Consider the following 16,525-nt stretch of genomic DNA (forward strand, 5'->3'; position numbering starts at 1 on the left):
GAACCCCCTAGTTCGTGTCCGGCTCGAGCCTGAGTTTTGCGCGGTCGCGGCCGACGCGCTGCCACGACGCGATCCTGAGCAGGCCGCGATACGGGCGCGCCGGGTTCGTCTCGTCAACGACTTCGATCGTGTCGCCGACACCCCACGCCCCGATTGGGCAGTTCGGGTGCGAGATCACTTCGATCTCTGACGGGTACGGCGGCGCCTGAGCAATGCGGATCTTGCGCCGCATCGCCGCGTCGAGCGTCGCCGCCGTCTTTGCGCCCTTGTCGTCGACCACGATCGTTCGGCGCATCCGCTGTGAGGGCGTCGACATAGACCGGCGCAGCGCCTTCGCGCCTTCACCGGCACCGACCCCCACGGCGGCGTTCGCATACTTCCCGGGCGTCGTGAGCTTCAACTCCGACACGATATTGACCGCCGTATCGAACACGAGATCTGATCGACGAACGCCGACACGGGGCGCCTCGATCACGATTGCGAGATCCGGCGCCCCCTCCGAGTACCTCGAGCGCGTGCGCCACTCGAACCCGCACGTTTCAGCTATCTCAGTGATCGCCCGATATGCGTTCGGCAGATCGTCGCCGCCGACCTCGTGCGCGCCGCCGCGGTCCTGCCGTAGTTTCTTCATCGCGTCGTATGCCGCCCGGGCGTCGTCATATGCGACCTTCGCCGCATCCTTGTTGCCCTTCGCCGCCGACAGCGCCCACCGGCCCGCCGCAAGCTCGTTGTTGTAGCCCGCGAGCGCCGTGTCGTACACGGCCCGACGCGCGGCGATAGCGGCCCGTTGCGACTCGACTTGCGCCCGGTCAGCCCCGGCCGCGAGCAGCGCCGCTAGGGCGGCGTTCGCATCGTTGAGCAGCGCGCGCGCCGTCGCGACCTCGTCGCCGAGCGTCGACCCGAGATCCTGCATTTCCTTCGCCGCATCGTTCTTCGACTGCGTGAGCGCGTCATAAGTGCGCTTTCGAGCATCCATCACCGCGCGCGCCGCGGCGACGTCGTTATCGAACGTCGTGCCGAGCTTGTACGGCGTTGACCCCTCGACTGTGACCCCGTGCCAGCCGTTCGGCACGGACTGCACGTCGGCGACGATCTGCCGCACGAGCGCTGCCGGATCCGTGCCGGTCGCCCGCGCCAGCCCCTCATAGGGCAGGTCATCGAGGTACCCCGGGAACTCTACGATCGTGAGATCCCAGCCCGCCGCGTCGAGAGTCGCCTGTCGCACAATCCCGGTCCACTCCCGGATCACTGTCCCGTCGGCGCCCTCCTCCTCGTGATGTAGGAATGTGCCCCACTCCTCGAACATGTCGCGCCCGTCGTCGGCAAGCGGCACGACGACGGGCGAGGGGACGCTCGCGCGCACGATCCCGTACTCCGAACGCCCCCATTCCGGCCCCTCTTTCACGACGAGCGGCACCTCGTAGTCGAGCCAGCGCCATGTGCCGAACCGTTGCGCCGCCCACCGCATTAGTCGGCCTTTTCCATGAACTCGACCTGCAGCACCATCGCTGACCCGTAATCGAGCTTCGTAATGCTGCCGCCCGGGCTCGCCGCGTCACGCATGGCGCGAGGGTAGAACACCTGCGTTGTGCCGCGCAGCTGCGCCGGGATCGGGATCTCATCGGCGGCGATGATCACGGATCTCGCCCACCCGGCTGCGTTCTGCTGATCCCACACGACCGCCTGCGTCTTGACGTTGTGCGGGTTGATCGTCGGCCCGACCTGCACCCAAACTTGCCCCCACGAGTTGTTCAGGCTCGACACCCCGGCCCACGTCATCACGATCTTCATTCGCGTAGCCCACTCAGGGATGAACAGCTCACCCCACGCCGTTTCGGCTGCGACCGGCCACGTCTGCCCGCCGGCCGGGTAACCCGACTGTGCCGTGATCGCCTGTTCGTCGCTGCCCACGAGTGCAAGCGTTCGCATGAGCGTTTCGCGCCGCGGCCGCGCCACGTTTCGGAGATCGACGATCATCGCCGTGTTCACGGTCCCAGTCGACGGCTTGAAATCAATCCGGGCGAGCGCGATCCCCGTGTCGTTCTGGTGCCCCGGCACATCTTGCAGACGACGCACATTCTTGTCGACGCCCTCGATGATCTCGACCGGGAACCCGTCATACGTTGCGGGGTCGCTCGGCTCCGGCCACGGCGAGTTCTCGCCCCACGGATCTTTCACCCGCATCACGACGAGATCCGAGCGCCCCGTCGTCGGCGTCGACTGCGTCGGCGTCGTCGCGAGAGTGCGCTGCGTGCTCACTGCGCCCTGGTATGACTCGTTACCAGCCGACCCGTACCGCGAACGCATGAGCGCGGTCCCGGTCAGCACCCGAACCCCGGCTGCAGGCGTTTCGAGCGGGACGACCTTCAGGTCGCTTGCACTCCCCACACCTTCGGCGCCGCCCGTTGCGGTATACAGCATCCGTCGGCCGTCTGCGACCGGCGTATCGACCGGCCCATCTAGTGCCCATCCCATAGGATCAACTCGCTTTCTTTTCTTGCCACTCGATCGCGGCGCGCGCTGTTCCTTCGGGCGAGATCCCCCGCAGCGCGATCTGATAGGTTCCCGGGGTCAGGCGCAGCGACGACAGCTTCGCCGACGACGGGGCGAGCCAATTCTCGGGGCGCCCGTTCACGCTGAGCAGCGCGTGCCCGTGGCGCCCGTCAGCGACCGCCGTCTCGTCGTGGGCAAGTCGCCGATTCGTGACGACCTCGAACGCGCTCCCGACCTGCAGCGATGCGCCCGCGGCGATCGGCCCCGTGACATGCACGAGCGGCGAAACCGTCGCCTCGCCTCCGACCTCGAACGACGTCGACCGTATGGCCGGGTTCATGTTCCGCAGCGGGAACCGCAGCGGGAACCGCCAACCGCCCGACGTCGGCGCCCCGAGCCCGACCTCGACGCGCCGCCACGGGATCCCGCCGTCGACGACCGCGAACACCCCCGTGCCCGCGGGTACGAACACAGCCGTGCCGGTAATGATGCCTCGGTTCTGCCGGTCGTCGTTCCAGGTGACGCGGCGTCCGCGGCCCTCGATCGCGAACTCGCCCCCGAGATTGAGCATTGCGACCGCGAGCGGCGAACGCCGGATCTCGTCACCCCGCCAGGCGCGGGCGAACTCTTGCCGAGCCGCCCACGCCATGCGAGCCCGATCCGCCGCGGGCAGCGGCCGATCGGAATAGTCGATCCGAATGTCGACCGTGAGTTCGCCAGCCTCGACGAGATCCCGACCGAACAGGATCCCGTCGAGGTCGGCTAGCTGCGTGTCCTCCGCACGGTACGCGTCGCCCGCGAATGTCCACGACACGAGCCTGACCGGGCGGCCGGGCGGGCCGAACGCGTAGGTGCTGCTCGGATAGGTGAGTGTCCAATCACCGAACATCGCTTCTCCGATCTATGTCCTCGAGCCGCCGCTGCAACTCTGTGAACTGATTTCGGTTCGTGTCGCCGAGGATGATCTGCCCGACCATCGGCGACGAGCGCGGCACGTTCGCAGCGGGCGTGCTGTAGCCCGGCGCCTGTGCGCCGACCAGCCCACCACCGTCGAACCCTCGATACCCGGTCCCGGCGAGCGCCGCGAGCGGGATCGCCGGGAACCCTAGCCGCCTGAGCGCCTCGAGCGCGTAGCCGACGTTCGCCATACGGCTTCCCGACTTGCCCGAAATGTAGACCTCCCACGGCACGCCGTGTTCCGCCTCCGCGAAATTGTGCGGCACGCCGTCGAGCCCCATGCGCCATAGCCCGCCCTGCACGCCCGTATACAGGCCCGACGGGTAGCCGCCGCCTGCATAGTGCTGTGCGCCGACTATTCCGCCGCCGTAGAACTGTTTCCCGCTCGGCTCGTACAGGCCGCCGCCGTAGTTGCTCGCGCCGCCGCCGATGCCGACGATCTTCGACATAGCCGCGCCCGCGATGCGGCCCCACGCGCCCCAGAACCCCGAGTCGTCGGCGCCGATCGTGACAACCTTCCCGTCGGGCTGTTTCTTGTTGACGCCCTCGATCTTGCTGAGCGCGTCCGAGTTGTTGCCGTAGACGTAGGAATATTTGTCGTTGATCTTCACGACCTCGACGCCCTGCAGCCCGGCATACGCCGATGCGACGTCGGCGTCGACCTTAAAGATCTTCTCCGGCACCTGCTGATTGCCGATGTCCTGCAGCTGCTGCGTGACGACGTCGGCGCCCTGCGACGTGACCGTGATCGTCTTGTAGTCGTCGGTCGTGGTCACCTCGTAGCCGAGATCCCTGAGGATCTGCGCCGTCTCCTCACCGCCCTCGTTTGCGATCGTGATCGTCTTGCCCTCGGGCACCAGCGCGAGATCGTCGAGGATCTGCACGATCTGCTGACCGGCCTCCGTGAGCCCGTCCAGTTGGAACGTCGTTGCGACGAGTTCCGGCATCGCGAAGTACTGATCGACGAGCGCTGCGATCGCCTCCTCGCTCAGCCCGGCAGCGCGCATCTCCCCCTCGAGGGCGGCGATGTGCTCGTGACCGACCGCAATCGCATCGCGCATCGCCCCGGCCCGGTCGTTGTGCGCCATAGCATCATCACTCGCGGCCTGCATGGCCTGCAGCATCTTGTCGTTGGCGCCGTCGAGCATTCGCTCAAACGCGATCCCTTCACGGGTGCCCGTTTGGATCGCCCCGGCCCCGTCGATAAACGACTGCCACACCCTCGCGCCGTTCTCGTCGACCGCGCTCAGCGCATCCTTCAGGTTGAGCGCCGTCTCGGCGAGATCGGTCTGCGACTGGCGCGCCGTCCGGCTACCGCCGTCGAGTTCGTCGAGCGCCTGTTTTAGGGCTCGCAGCCGCGTCTCGGCGTCCTGCGTGGCATCGTTCGCGACCTGCAGTGCGTCGTTAAACGCCTGATTCGAGCGGGCCGCGTCGGTCATCGCCGCCGCCGCTTCACGATCGGCCTGCACCTTCGCGCGCTGCGCCGCCTGAGCATCCTCGAGTGATGCCCGCTGCTCGTCCATGATCTCGGTTAGCTCGGTCCCGCGATTGCGCGCGTTCACGGCGCTAGCCGACCATGAATTGAGTGCGTCGTCAGACTCTTTCAGCGTGACGGCGTTTTCCTCCCAGTGCTTCGTCATGCCCTTCTGCACGCGCTCCTGAGCCGCAGCGTTGCCCATGATCGCATCTTGAATATCGCTGTACTTGATCCCCATTTCCTCGGCGAGAGTCGCCGCACGGGTCTGTTCCAGATTCGATGCGACCATTGCCCCGGTCGACTCCGTGAGCGCGCCAGACGTCGCATTCAGCGTGTCCCGCAGCGCAGCCACCCGCGCATTGTGCTCCTGCACCTTCGCCTCGGCCTCGGCGTTCGCACCGGCCCATAGCGCGATCGCGGCCGAAACGACCGTGAGCGCGATCCCGACCGGGTTCGACAGGAACGCCGTTTTCATCGCGTTCCCGAGCCCGCGCACGGCGCCCTGAGCGCCCATCGACGCGGCCGACAGTGCGCCGATCTGCAGCGACGTGTCGCCGAGTGCGGCCTGTAGCTGCGCGTTTTCGCCGAACCGCTTGAACCCCTCAGCGAGCTTCCCGATCCCGCCCGCAAGCGGCGACATTGAGTTGTGCAGCGCGAGGAACGCGGCCGCCCCGATCAGCACGGGCGCCGGGATCTGAGAGATCAGGTCGACCATCGGCTCGAGCACCGACACGACGAGCCCGACACCTTCCGCGACGACCGGCATCGCCGACGACAGCGTGCCCGACAGGATCCCCGCGATCTCGCCGACGAGCGGCAGCAGCGGCTTACCTGCCTCGAGCACCTGCCCGAACGCGTCGCGCACCTCAGGCGACGCCGCGGCGAGCCCGACGAACGCGGCCACGACCGGATTAATCGACAGCCCAAGCATCGACAGTGCCGACCCGAGCGGCCCCACCGACGAGCCGAGCGCAATGATCACGCCCGTCAGCGCTCCGATCGCGGGCGCGTGCCCCTCGAGCCGGTTCAGCGACGTCTCGAGCGCGGCCGGGTTCCACCTATTGATCGATGCGGCCGCCTGATCGAGCCCCGTCGTGAGCGCGGCGAACATACCCGAGCCCCTCGAGGTCAGGATCTCCATTACAGGTTTCGCCTGACCCTCGATCGCGCGCAGCACATCGGCAACCTGATTGCCCCACGTCACCGCCATGCCGCCGCCGTTCTTCGACACGAACGGTTCAGCGATCACCGCGCCAATGTCTCGGTTTGCGGCCTTGATGCGGTCGACGGCGCCCGACCACTGCTGTTTGACGAGTTCGGTCGTTCCGCCGAATTTCTCCGTCATGCCTGCGGCGAGTGCGTCGAGCGCGGCCCCGGCATCGATCGTGCCCGATCCGATCTCGTCGCGGATCTGTGTCGCCGTCTTGCCCATCTGTGAGCCGATGAGCGCGGCGGCGTCGATGCCTCGGTTGCCGAACTCGCGCAGATCCCCGGCTGTGATCTTCGCCGACGATTGGATCTGAGACATGATCGTCGACAATTCGGCGATCTTGTGCGAGTTGCCGCCAGTCGCCGCTACCGCGTTTTGAATCGCATCGAGGTACGGCAGCACCTTCTGCGCCTCGATGCCGAACCCGAGCATCTGCTGCTGGGACTGTATGAACATGTCTTTCGCGAACGGCGAGTTCCGCGCGAACGCGTCGAGCTTGTCCATTTGGGCGTTCGCCTGCTCGGCGCCGCCCATCATCACCTTCAGGGCGGCCCGGCTGTTCTGCTGCAGTGAGTTATATTCGACGCCCGTTTTCGCGAGGATCGAGAGATACGCGCCCGCGGCCGCCGTCAGCTGAGTTGTGGCACCGGCCGCGACCTTGAACGCGTCGGCGCCCTTCTGCCCGAACGACCGGCCCTGATTCCCGGCCTCTTGGAACTGCTGCCCGACGCTCTGCAGCTGCCGCTGAAATTGCTCGGCACCGTCGAGGCGCAGCGACGCTGCCAGACGCCCCACTTCACTCATCTTCGTTTTCCTTCCTCGGGAACAGGGCGCCGGTCAGGCTCCCGCGGATCCCGAACAGCGCTTGAACGTGCGCGCGCAGCCACCACCACGGGCGGGCGTATAGCGTTTCTTCGTCGAACGTGTCGATCGAGTAGAAACGGCTGAGATCCGGCAGCACGGCGTCGGTCCAGTGCTCGAGCGCGTGCCGCCAGAGTTCGCGCCCGTCTACGCCGTCGGCGGCGTCGCCGTCCTCGGCTCGGATGCGCTTGTATTCGAGGTACCAGTCGGGCCACTCGTAGGTGCGGAAGACCCCGTCTGGCCCGGGCTCGCCGACGCCCCATTGAGCCATGTCGTCAGCTGTGCGAACGGCATTCCCAGCCCGCAGGATCGCATCACGCGACCGAGGGCTTTTGGGTACGCTTCGCCCGCCTCCGTGTTCAGCAGGTCGTGAACGGCGTCGATCGAGCCGCCCTGCACGTTCCACAGGATCGCGGCCTGCGCGACCCTGGTCTGCTCGGATGCGCGCAGCGACTCATAGAGTGCTTCGCGCTCCTCCCAGCCTTCTTCGGACTCGCCGAGTGCGGCGCGGGCGAGCCCCTGCGCGTCGGTTTCGGCGTTCGGCAGGTCCGTGCCAAACGACACCTTTACGAGATTGGCGAGCATCGTGATGCCGACCGCGCCGGGCACGGGCGGCACCCGAAACACGGTGCCGTCGCCGAGGTCGATATGCAGATGCCGATTCTGCTCGAATGCTGTCATTCCCATGATGAGTTCCTTCGTCAAAGTGAGTCTGTGGATTACCGCGCCGAAACGCGGAACGGGCCGGGGCGGCCACCCGTGAGGGCGAGCGCCCCGGCCCGTTATGGCGCGACTAACCGCGCGTGTAGTCGAACGGTGCCGACGCGCCCGCCGACGACGTGACGATGATCGGCGCCGACCCTGCGGTGCCTGCGGGCATCGTGACGTACAGGGCGCCGCCTGCCGGGATCGAGGTCGCCGCCTCTCCGCCGACGGTGACGCCCGTTGCGCGGGCGACGCCCTCGCCGCCGACGCGCACGATGCCGCCCGCCGTGACCCCTGCGGGCTCGGCCGACGTGATCGAGGGTGCCGTCACGGGCGCGAGCGCCGGGTTCGTGATCGGCTTACGGTCACCCTTCGAGGTGAGCGTGAACGACAGGAACTCGTTATCGGCGTTGCCCGTGTTCGCTCGTGTCCAGTTCACCTCCGCGGTGAACTCGTAGGCGAGGTTCGCGATCTTGTAGTGGTAGTAGCGGACGGAGATCACGCGGTCCCCGGCCCGGTCCTGGTCCAGCATCGCGTTTGCGGCCTCGATGAGCAGCGCGAGGCCCGGGATCGGCTCGCCCTGCGCGTCGGTCACCACCTTGACGTTCACCGCCAGGTTGAACCCCTCGCCGACGGTCACCTGATCGTCCTGGCCCTTGTTGGCGTAGGTCGATCCGTCCGACGTCTTCGGGCTCGCGTTGGGCTGCAGCGCCGTAATGTCGGGAATCGTGAGGTACTGCACGGGATCGCTCGGGTTCGTCGGGCGGATCCCGACGTCGAGGATCCACTCGTAGGAACTTGCGTTCGCGCCCCGAGTGGGCGCAATGTCGACCGGCTTTGCCATAGTCGTTTCTCGCTTTCGTGTGCGCCCGACGTCGCGCCGGGCATGAATGGTTGGGAATGGTCACGCCCCGGTTAGGGCGCGTACCTGTTGCCGCGTAGCCGAATGTTCTGGGTCGTTTCGAGCACCGTCGGCCGGTCCTCCTCGCCCCATGTCGTCGACGACGCCTGAGTCGCGCGATCGAACAGGTGCCCGCCGAACATGAGTGGCGTTCGCTCGGGGAACAGGGCGCGCACGTCGTCGAGGAAATCGCGCACCCAAAGCGGGTGCCGGTTCACATGCCGGGCGCGCAGCTGCACCCGCGTGTGCTCGACCCACACATCGCCCGACTGCGGCAGGTAGGGCGTGATCACGAACGTCTCCTCGGGCGTCGTGTCTGGCAGCGGCGGCGAGTGATCGAAATAGATCCCCCGCTCGCCAGGCAGGTAGACCCCGGTCGGGCGGTACACGGCGAGCCCCGCCGCGGCGACGGCCTCGGCGATGCCGTGCATGACCTGCGCCGTGTAGTTCCGTGGCACGTATGCTTCGGGCATCACAGCACCCCCCTGATTCGTGAGGCGATAGCCTCGAGCAATTCGGCTTCACGCGACACGAGCGGCCCCTCGAGGTACTTCGCGCCGCCGCCGCCCGGGTGATTCCAGCCGATCTCCTCGTGCTGCCGCCAGGCATAGACCGTGTCGAACGACACATAGGCGACCGGGCTCCCCGCGCTCGCGGGCGTCACCTGCGCCGAGCCGCGCAGCACGCCGTCGCGGATCGGGGCAGCCTCGACCGACCACGTTCGCAGTAGCTCGGCCGCGTAGTTCAGCCCGTCGGGTACGGCCGCGGCGATGCGCGCCCCTACCTCGTCGCCGAACCACTCGACCGTTACCCCGATCACCGCAGCACGAGCACGACGACGTCGGCGATCTGCGGGTGCTCGTACCGCTCCGACCGCTTCACCATCGCCCACCGTTCGCCCGCCTGCCCGGCCCACAGCGTGACCTTCGAGTCGGGAAACGGCAGGTCCGCGCCGAACTCGGCACGTTCGCAGTACACGACCGCTGACACCTCGGCTTCCTGCTCGTACTGCGACCCCCGCAGCGCGAGCCCGTCAGCGATCAGCGCGCGGCCGAGCGTGACGGGCGGCCCGAACGCGCGACCGCCCGCCCCAGCCCCGTGCAGCGGCTCGACGATGACGAGCCCGCGGTGCGGCAGCGCCCGCCGCGGGATCCGGCGCGTCATGTCAGCACCGGCCCCACGACGAGCCCGGCCGCCCGCAGGATCCGTACCGCCCGCGGCGAGTAGTGCGAGATCCCGCTCGAGGATCCCGCGCCGCGCGCGGTACGGGAGCCGCCGAGCGTGAGCGGGCCGAGGCTGACAGCCTCCCCATCAGCGGCGATCTCCGCTTCGTCGCCGTACTCGTCGGCGTGGATCGCCTGAGCGCACGTCGCGTCTTTGATCGCATCGCGCACCTTCGGGTCGGTCGCGATCTCGTGCTCGTCGACCGCGTACACGGCCGTGAGTAGGATCTCGTCCACGACTTCGGATGCGGCGCGAAGACCCGCGCCAGTGATCGTTGCGGGTGCGTCGGCGCCGATGAACTCGCGCAGATCGTCCCGCGTCGCGTAGATCGGCTGCCCCATCGGTCAGCCCTTGCGCTTCGAGCGGGGCGCCGCCTTCGCGGGCTCGGCCTCGTCGGGCTCGGGTGCCTCGGGCTCGGGCGCCTCGGGTGCCTCGGCAAGCTCCCCGACCTCGACGATGCCGACAGCCGAGAACGCCGCGCGCTTGCGATCGCTCACGGTATCGAGCACGGCCTCGCCGCCGTCGAACACGACACCGAACGCCACATACTTACCGGCCGGCCGGGCCGGACGCGTGTCGCGCCACCGGGTCGCCATTACTCGACCGTCCGAACGCTCGAGCCCTCGCCGTCGGCGGGCTTGTCGCCCTGGTCGCCGCCGTCACCCTTGTCGGTCTTGTCGGCGGCCGCGGCGCGCTCCGCCTCCGCGATGCGCTCCGAAATCTCGCCCTTGGTGCCCGACGTCGAAACGCCGAGTTCCTTCGCGCGCGCCTGAAGATCAGCCTTCGACGTTCCGCCGTCGCCGGTCCCGCCCTCGCCGCCAGCGGGCTTGCCGGTCGCGGCCGAGCCGCTGACCTTGTACCCCTGCCGCGCGAAATAGGCGAGCGCCTGCGGGTCGTCCGTCGAGCCCTCGCCGTCGACGAAATGCACGCCGACGATCGTGCCCGTGTAGCCCTTTACGGGCGTCTGAACCTTTGCCACGGTAATTCTCCTCTGCTCGTGGTCGTTTCGCCGCGCTGTGGGCCGTGCAGCGGGTGCCACACGGCTCACAGCGCGAACAGAACTACTGAACCTTGATGTTCCGCAGCACGGCGGCTGCCTTGGTTGCCTTCAGCGCGACAGCGACCGGCCCGAGCTCGACCTCGCCGGTCTTCACCGCCTTGGCGGTCGAGAAATCGGGGAGCCAGGTCTCCACGAGCTGCGAGCCGACCGTCGAAACACCGTGGAAACCGTCGAGCAGGTCGAGCCGGATAGCGTAGAGGTCCGTGAGACCGGTGACAGTGTTCCCGCCGACGGTACGAGACTCGACAGGGATCACGTCGGTCGCCGTGCCAGCCTTCGCGCCGGCGTCGACGAACGTGACATTGCCGTAGGTCTCGCGCACGACCGGGCGCCCGTTGCGGTCGAGCAGACCCTCGAACGGATCCCGGTTGTACATGCCGATCCGACGGGCGATTGCGCGGACCTTCGACAGAGCCTTGCGATTGCCGAGCACGATCGAGGCTGGCCCGTTCAGCAGGTCGAACAGATCATCGAGGGTGTCGAGCGCCCGGTGCGACGTCGACTGGACCGTATCGAGATCCGACCAGTCGGTGACCGTCGTTCCTCCGACCTCAGTCGAGGAGCCCGTGAGCGCCTTGTCGAGACCGTCGAAGCCGTTCGCGTCGACCGCGACGTCACCGTTCACGACCTGGTCGTTGAACTCAGCGACAGTCGACTTGATCTTCTGCGCGAGGTTGAGCTCGACAGCCGCCCCTGCACCGGTCCCGAGATTGCGCGCGACGACGCGATCCACCTCGAAGGATCCGCCCATCACCGCGAGAGTGACGGACTTCTTCTCGGTGGTCACGTTCTGTGGCGTGTACTCCTTGTTGATCTCACGGGTCGACGCGGTCGCCTGCGTCTTCAGACGCCGATACCCGTAGTCCATCGTGCCGCCCGCCGGCGACGGATTCACCGCGTCGTCGAACGTGAGGAGGTCAAGCATCGGCGACTCCTTGCGGAACTCGTCGATCACGAACGGGTCGTAATCCATCTGCGTGTTGTTCTTCGCCTCAGCGAGAGTGATGGGCATTATTTGCCCCTTCCTGTGTCAAATGTGCGAGCCGCCGGTTAGCGGTTCGCGTAGTGTGCGGAGATCGCGCCCGCCATCGACGTGGGGGCTCCGGGGGTAGCGCCTCCACCTGTGGGCGCGGACTGCTGGCGGCTCGGCGGCTTGGGGCCGGCGGCCTGAGCAGCGAACCAGGGGTTCGCGTCCACGAACTCCTGGATCTTGGCAACGAGAGCCTTCTCGTCTGCCACGTCGACGCCATCGAGCGCCTTGGTGAAGGCCTGCGAATCGAGCAGTGCATCAACGTTGGCGATGTCCTTCGCCGCCGTGCTGATCTTGTCCGTGCGCTCGCGCGCGGCCTCCTTGGCCTCGAACTCCGCGACCCGAGCCTCAGCGGCGTCCGCACGCTGCTTCTCAGTTGCTACCTCAGCCGTGGTGGCTTCAGCACGTTCGCGGTGGCCCTTGGCCTCGTCTCGAAGGCCCCGAACATAGTCGGGGTGGTACCAGTCCTGCGCCGGTCGCTCCGCAGCGTGCACTACCTGCACCGCGGGCGGGGCAGGCGGCACGGGCGCGGGCGGGGCCCCTCCTTCGCCACCGCCCCCGCCGTCGCCAGCTTCCGCGCAGCGGATGCCGCGCAGCCAGAGTGGGGCGCGTCCGATCGTCCAACCGGGCGCGACCTCGGCGCCGCGGACCTGACGAATGCTGTTCATGGTGATGTGCCTCCTAGATTCTTGGCACGCCAAATCGGCCGGCGTGCGGGCATGAAAAAAGCCCCGCACGGAGTACAGGGCTTCGGGAATGGTGCGGGGCGGGCTCAGTCGTATTCGCCTTCTAGTTCGCCACGAATTGCGGCTAGGAGCGCCTCGGCTTCCTCCTGCGTGCTCCCGTCGGCGATCGCAGCCTTGATGATTTCCTCGTCGCTGGCATTGTCGGGGTCGGTGATTCCGGTAGGGATCATCACTTCAACCACCCTGCCTCTCTGAGGATCTCGTCGATCGTCTCGCTGATCGGTGCGAAGCTAGCCCTCGACCATTGCCGGTTCGCGGTCAGAGGGTTCTCTGCCTCGAGCATACGTCGTACGCCATCGCGTAGAGATTTGCTTCGCGACTTCCCAGCAATGTACTGGGCGTACGCTCGAGCCCACGTCTCCGAGCGGTGCAACAGGTAGCCGACGTGCTTGCGTTGGCCGTCATTGAGGCGAGGATCGGTGCGGAGCTGGCGAAGCTGCTCAATCTCGGGAGACGCATTCACTGCGGTGAAAAAGTCCCGCCAGGGGCCAACGTGAGCGCCGCTGCTTGCCATCCGCAACGTTTGGGCGCCGCCGAGCAGGTGGTCGAGGTGGTGGCCGTACTCGTGCACGAGTGTGAGCGCCTGGTGCATACCGGTGCGACTGATCTCGATGCGTTCGAGCGCAGGCATGTACCTGCCCTGCATCCCCCTCGTTCTGAAGACCTTGAGCTGTACCTCGGGCCCGCGGACATCCGGGAAAGCGTGCACCCGCTCGATCGCTTTGCGCGCGATACGGAGCTGCGCGCCGGCGTCGCCCGGGGTGGAGATCCGAGGTCCAGGTCCGTCAGGAGCCCTGGGAGGAGTGGTCGGCATTGTGCGACCCCGAGGGTTCATGTCCCCGCCGTCAGCGAATGGCAGTTGCTCGCGGAAGGGCCGGCGAGTCGCGCCTGTGTCTTGAACGTGCTTCCTCAGCGCGGCTTGCGCTTCCCCAATCTCTTCGGGTGTGCCGTTTCGTTTCGCCTCGCGCACGTCCCGTTCGAGCTCTCGCAGCTTGTCGCGTGCTGCCTCTCTCTCGGGGTCATGTGTGGTCGCGTTGCTGCGGTCGAGGCCGGGGAGTGCCGCACCGAGCACGCATCGACAGTTTGGGTGCCCCCACCCCGCTGCGCGTGCCTGCTCGAGCGTCCCGTCAATGCGGAGCGCAGTGGGTTCGCCAGTGATTGCATGCGGGACCATCTTCAGAACCTCGGTGCGGGCCTCAGTGAGGACGCGGCCCGCCCACGCCGCACAGTTCGCGCAGGCGTCGTTCCCGATAATCGGGGTGAACGTCTCGATCCCAGCCGTGGCCATGGATGCGACCGACTGGTCCCGCCATGCGCGTGCCGCAGCAGTGCGAGTTGCCATCTCTGCGTAGGAGCCGATACGCCAGTTCCGCCCGCTCTTGTCGACGAATCCGGTGATGCCGCCGGCGAGGTACTGGTCGACTTGGCGGCGCTGCAACTGCTGCCAGGTTGACCTGCCGATGAGCACGTCGACGACGGTGGTCGCGGTCATGCGCTGGTACAGGTCGGCAGGGGCTCGCAGGATCCGCGCGTTCAGGGCGCGCAGATCGTCACGCAGGTCGATCTCGGCCGCGGCGACCGCGTACAGGCCTCCCGCGGTGACGACGGAGCCACTCAGAGAGGGGATCAGCATCAGCTGACGGGAGATCTCGGCAGACGCTTCGCCGGAGATGATCTCGGTGACGATTCGGGCGATCTTGTCGGGCTTCATCGTCTCGACCAGTGTGCGGGCCTGCTGTTCGAGCTCGCGTGCGACTCGAAGGCGTGTGACGAGGTCCGGGGGAGCGTCGATCGCCTGCTCGAGCACCGTGCGTAGGCGGTCCTCGAGGGCGTCGGCGATGCGCCGGTAGCGTTCCGCGATCGCGTGGCCGAGGTCGTCGATCAGTTCGGCGGGCGTCATGCCTTCCCAGGCGGCCACGGCATCACTCCCTCCGAGTCAGGTGCGGCTCCGCGTCCGTGTCGGTGTGGTCTTCGACCAGCACGGGTAGGTCGTTCTGCACGAGCGTGCGCGCGTGTCCGAGCAGCTCGTAGACCGTCTCCGCCTCGGGGTAGGGTGCGAGCACGGTGAGACCCGTGCTGCCGTCGGGCCGCGCGTAGATGACTGCGGCCACATAACCGGCAACCCTGACACCGCTGCCATTCACGTCGACGCCGGCCTGCTCGTCAAGAACACCCTGCAGCGCGTCGTGCAGACTCATCGTCGGGCCGGAGCTATCGCTCATCATCGTCTCCATCGTCGTCCTCAATGTCGTCTTGCTCCTCGATCGCGGAGGCGACACGGCCGAGCGCGGCCGGGTCAGGGAGAGGGCCCTCCCCACGTTCTCCGCGAATGCGTTCGACTTCTTCGGTGACCTGCGTCGAGGTCCAGTCCGGGTTCGCCCGGGTGACCTTCTGCAGCAGCGAAATTGCGCCCGCAGCGTCGAGCAGTCCGACGGTTTCCGCAAGGTCGCGAGGTGGCTCCTGCGACATCTCCGGGAACTCCACGATCGGAAGGGCGTCGAGCACCTTCAGCCCGCCGCCGTACTGCACCGAATGGACCTCCATCACGAGGCGTGCGAGCTCCCCGAGCGTCTGCCGGTCATGAACGTTCTTCTTCGCCCGGGTGCGCTCCGATGCCGCATTGCGGTCCTCGATCTCGGTCGCGGTGATCTGCCCGCCACCCTCGCCAGCGTTGTCTCCCCAGGCCGATGGGCTGTAGCCCGCCTTGCGCAGGATCTCCCGGTACCCGGCCATGAGGGTGCGCTCGTGCTGCTCGACGCGGATCTCGTGCTGCTGATGGTGGATCGGGAGTTTCCCGTCGGTGAGGTCGCCAGGCATGTCGAGCTTCGTCACATACTCGGCGACCTCATCGAACGTGGCACCCTTCCCGCGGCCAAGGCTCGTGAGGTACTGCGACGGCATGAACGTGCGCCCCGCACCGAGGCGGAGGTCACGCATCCACGACGACCATGACCTGTCGAGGTCGTCGAACAGGCCGTGTAGCTGGGCGAAGTCGGAGCGTCCGGCGTACCGGAGGAACGGGTCGCGCCTCCACTCCACGGTGGGAGCATTCACCCCATACACGGCGTCGAGGCGGTGCAGCCCCGTCGGGATCCGCGAGTCCGCGTCGACCATGTCCGCGTACGGCTCCCCGAGCGGATGATCCTGGAGGGGGACTCGCTTGCCGAGGTTGTCCTCAGTACCAAGGAACAGGGCGTGCTCGACGTAACCGGCGCCCCCGTCCACACCGTGATGGGAGAGCAACCGGTAGTACTGGCGGTCATCCTGGTACTCAGACCAGAGCGTGACCGCGGCGAGACGACCAGACCTGAACTCGGGGATCGCCGTATCGGGGCCGAAAGACTCCCACCACACCTCACCAGGTGCGAGGTCTGCATCCCACATGGGGATGCAGATCGAGGCTCCGAGCGCGGCCTTGGTCTCGCCGTAGATGTTCAGTTGCGCGCGTGATCGATCCGCGTCCATCAGGTCACGCAGCAGCACCGCGCCCTCGTCCTTCGAGTCGGACTCTTCCCCGGGGATCAGGAACCGGGGCGACTGCGCGAATTGCAGATCGGAGGAGAGCGTCGCGAGGTTCGCCGCCGCGGGGATGTGGGAGCGCAGAACCGGGCGTGAGTCGGTGAGGGTCTGCCCTTTGCCGCCCCAGAAGAACGTGCGCCCGCGCTCCCGAATGGACTGCATGAGCGCACGGATCACGTTGCTCGAGGATCGCCCGGTCACCCCGGGACGCTTGCCGCCTCCGGTGCCGTACAGGCCAGCGAGGGCTGTCCGGTCGCCCGTCCACCAGGCGTTGTTCTCCTCATATGCGATGTACGCGGCGAGCCACTGGGGCGGCGGCCAGGCGCTATTCTCGGTCGGCAT

General features: G+C 67.3%; 19 protein-coding genes. All 19 read right to left on the reverse strand.

The genetic code is table 11. From position 1 onward, the window contains the following. Positions 1 to 7 precede the first annotated feature (7 nt). The 19 genes from ACOPJ3_RS03965 to ACOPJ3_RS04055 all read right to left on the reverse strand — a co-directional run bounded on the left by ACOPJ3_RS03965 (position 8) and on the right by ACOPJ3_RS04055 (position 16,525). Positions 8 to 1,468 carry a hypothetical protein gene (locus ACOPJ3_RS03965; protein ID WP_427870536.1) on the reverse strand — a complete coding sequence of 487 codons (1,461 nt, stop codon included), beginning with the start codon at positions 1,466 to 1,468 and terminating at the stop codon, positions 8 to 10. Beyond that, a complete protein-coding gene (locus ACOPJ3_RS03970) occupies positions 1,468 to 2,259 on the reverse strand; it encodes a hypothetical protein (protein ID WP_427870537.1) in 792 nt (263 codons plus the stop codon). Before ACOPJ3_RS03970 ends, ACOPJ3_RS03965 begins: the two co-directional genes overlap by 1 nt. A gap of 220 nt (positions 2,260 to 2,479) precedes the next feature. Continuing rightward, positions 2,480 to 3,382, reverse strand: coding sequence for a hypothetical protein (locus ACOPJ3_RS03975; RefSeq protein WP_427870538.1), 903 nt, complete (start codon positions 3,380 to 3,382; stop codon positions 2,480 to 2,482). Beyond that, a complete protein-coding gene (locus tag ACOPJ3_RS03980) occupies positions 3,372 to 6,941 on the reverse strand; it encodes a tape measure protein (RefSeq protein WP_427870539.1) in 3,570 nt (1,189 codons plus the stop codon). The genes ACOPJ3_RS03975 and ACOPJ3_RS03980 overlap by 11 nt, the downstream gene beginning before the upstream one ends. After that, the gene (locus ACOPJ3_RS03985; RefSeq protein ID WP_427870540.1) at positions 6,934 to 7,098 is read right to left on the reverse strand and encodes a hypothetical protein; all 165 of its coding nucleotides are present in this window, start codon (positions 7,096 to 7,098) and stop codon (positions 6,934 to 6,936) included. Before ACOPJ3_RS03985 ends, ACOPJ3_RS03980 begins: the two co-directional genes overlap by 8 nt. Positions 7,099 to 7,145: 47 nt before the next feature. Then, entirely contained in the window at positions 7,146 to 7,703 is a 558-nt protein-coding gene (locus ACOPJ3_RS03990; protein ID WP_427870541.1) for a hypothetical protein, read from the reverse strand. 88 nt (positions 7,704 to 7,791) lie between these two features. Then, complete coding sequence (locus ACOPJ3_RS03995) at positions 7,792 to 8,547, reverse strand: phage tail tube protein (protein WP_427870542.1); 756 nt, start codon at positions 8,545 to 8,547, stop codon at positions 7,792 to 7,794. Positions 8,548 to 8,618: 71 nt separating this feature from the next. Further along, the gene (locus ACOPJ3_RS04000; RefSeq protein ID WP_427870543.1) at positions 8,619 to 9,077 is read right to left on the reverse strand and encodes a hypothetical protein; all 459 of its coding nucleotides are present in this window, start codon (positions 9,075 to 9,077) and stop codon (positions 8,619 to 8,621) included. Further along, complete coding sequence (locus ACOPJ3_RS04005) at positions 9,077 to 9,424, reverse strand: hypothetical protein (RefSeq protein ID WP_427870544.1); 348 nt, start codon at positions 9,422 to 9,424, stop codon at positions 9,077 to 9,079. The genes ACOPJ3_RS04000 and ACOPJ3_RS04005 overlap by 1 nt, the downstream gene beginning before the upstream one ends. Further along, on the reverse strand, positions 9,421 to 9,768 hold the full coding sequence (locus ACOPJ3_RS04010; RefSeq protein WP_427870545.1) for a hypothetical protein: 348 nt from the start codon (positions 9,766 to 9,768) through the stop codon (positions 9,421 to 9,423). Before ACOPJ3_RS04010 ends, ACOPJ3_RS04005 begins: the two co-directional genes overlap by 4 nt. Further along, complete coding sequence (locus ACOPJ3_RS04015; protein WP_427870546.1) at positions 9,765 to 10,169, reverse strand: hypothetical protein; 405 nt, start codon at positions 10,167 to 10,169, stop codon at positions 9,765 to 9,767. Before ACOPJ3_RS04015 ends, ACOPJ3_RS04010 begins: the two co-directional genes overlap by 4 nt. Positions 10,170 to 10,172: 3 nt before the next feature. Then, the gene (locus ACOPJ3_RS04020; protein WP_427870547.1) at positions 10,173 to 10,424 is read right to left on the reverse strand and encodes a hypothetical protein; all 252 of its coding nucleotides are present in this window, start codon (positions 10,422 to 10,424) and stop codon (positions 10,173 to 10,175) included. Then, positions 10,424 to 10,807, reverse strand: a complete 384-nt coding sequence (locus ACOPJ3_RS04025; protein ID WP_427870548.1) for a hypothetical protein — start codon at positions 10,805 to 10,807, stop codon at positions 10,424 to 10,426. Before ACOPJ3_RS04025 ends, ACOPJ3_RS04020 begins: the two co-directional genes overlap by 1 nt. An 82-nt stretch (positions 10,808 to 10,889) precedes the next feature. Further along, positions 10,890 to 11,900: a major capsid protein gene (locus ACOPJ3_RS04030; RefSeq protein ID WP_427870549.1), complete on the reverse strand. Its 1,011-nt coding sequence runs from the start codon at positions 11,898 to 11,900 to the stop codon at positions 10,890 to 10,892. 38 nt (positions 11,901 to 11,938) lie between these two features. Then, positions 11,939 to 12,586, reverse strand: coding sequence for a hypothetical protein (locus ACOPJ3_RS04035; protein WP_427870550.1), 648 nt, complete (start codon positions 12,584 to 12,586; stop codon positions 11,939 to 11,941). Positions 12,587 to 12,690: 104 nt separating this feature from the next. Beyond that, the gene (locus ACOPJ3_RS04040) at positions 12,691 to 12,837 is read right to left on the reverse strand and encodes a hypothetical protein (protein WP_427870551.1); all 147 of its coding nucleotides are present in this window, start codon (positions 12,835 to 12,837) and stop codon (positions 12,691 to 12,693) included. Continuing rightward, positions 12,834 to 14,582 (reverse strand): phage minor capsid protein, encoded by a 1,749-nt coding sequence (locus ACOPJ3_RS04045; RefSeq protein WP_427870552.1) that lies wholly within the window; start codon positions 14,580 to 14,582, stop codon positions 12,834 to 12,836. The genes ACOPJ3_RS04040 and ACOPJ3_RS04045 overlap by 4 nt, the downstream gene beginning before the upstream one ends. A gap of 4 nt (positions 14,583 to 14,586) precedes the next feature. Continuing rightward, positions 14,587 to 14,886, reverse strand: coding sequence for a hypothetical protein (locus tag ACOPJ3_RS04050; RefSeq protein WP_427870553.1), 300 nt, complete (start codon positions 14,884 to 14,886; stop codon positions 14,587 to 14,589). Beyond that, a complete protein-coding gene (locus ACOPJ3_RS04055; protein ID WP_427870554.1) occupies positions 14,876 to 16,525 on the reverse strand; it encodes a hypothetical protein in 1,650 nt (549 codons plus the stop codon). Before ACOPJ3_RS04055 ends, ACOPJ3_RS04050 begins: the two co-directional genes overlap by 11 nt.

Source organism: Leucobacter luti, assembly GCF_050310065.1.
GTDB lineage: Bacteria > Actinomycetota > Actinomycetes > Actinomycetales > Microbacteriaceae > Leucobacter > Leucobacter luti_B.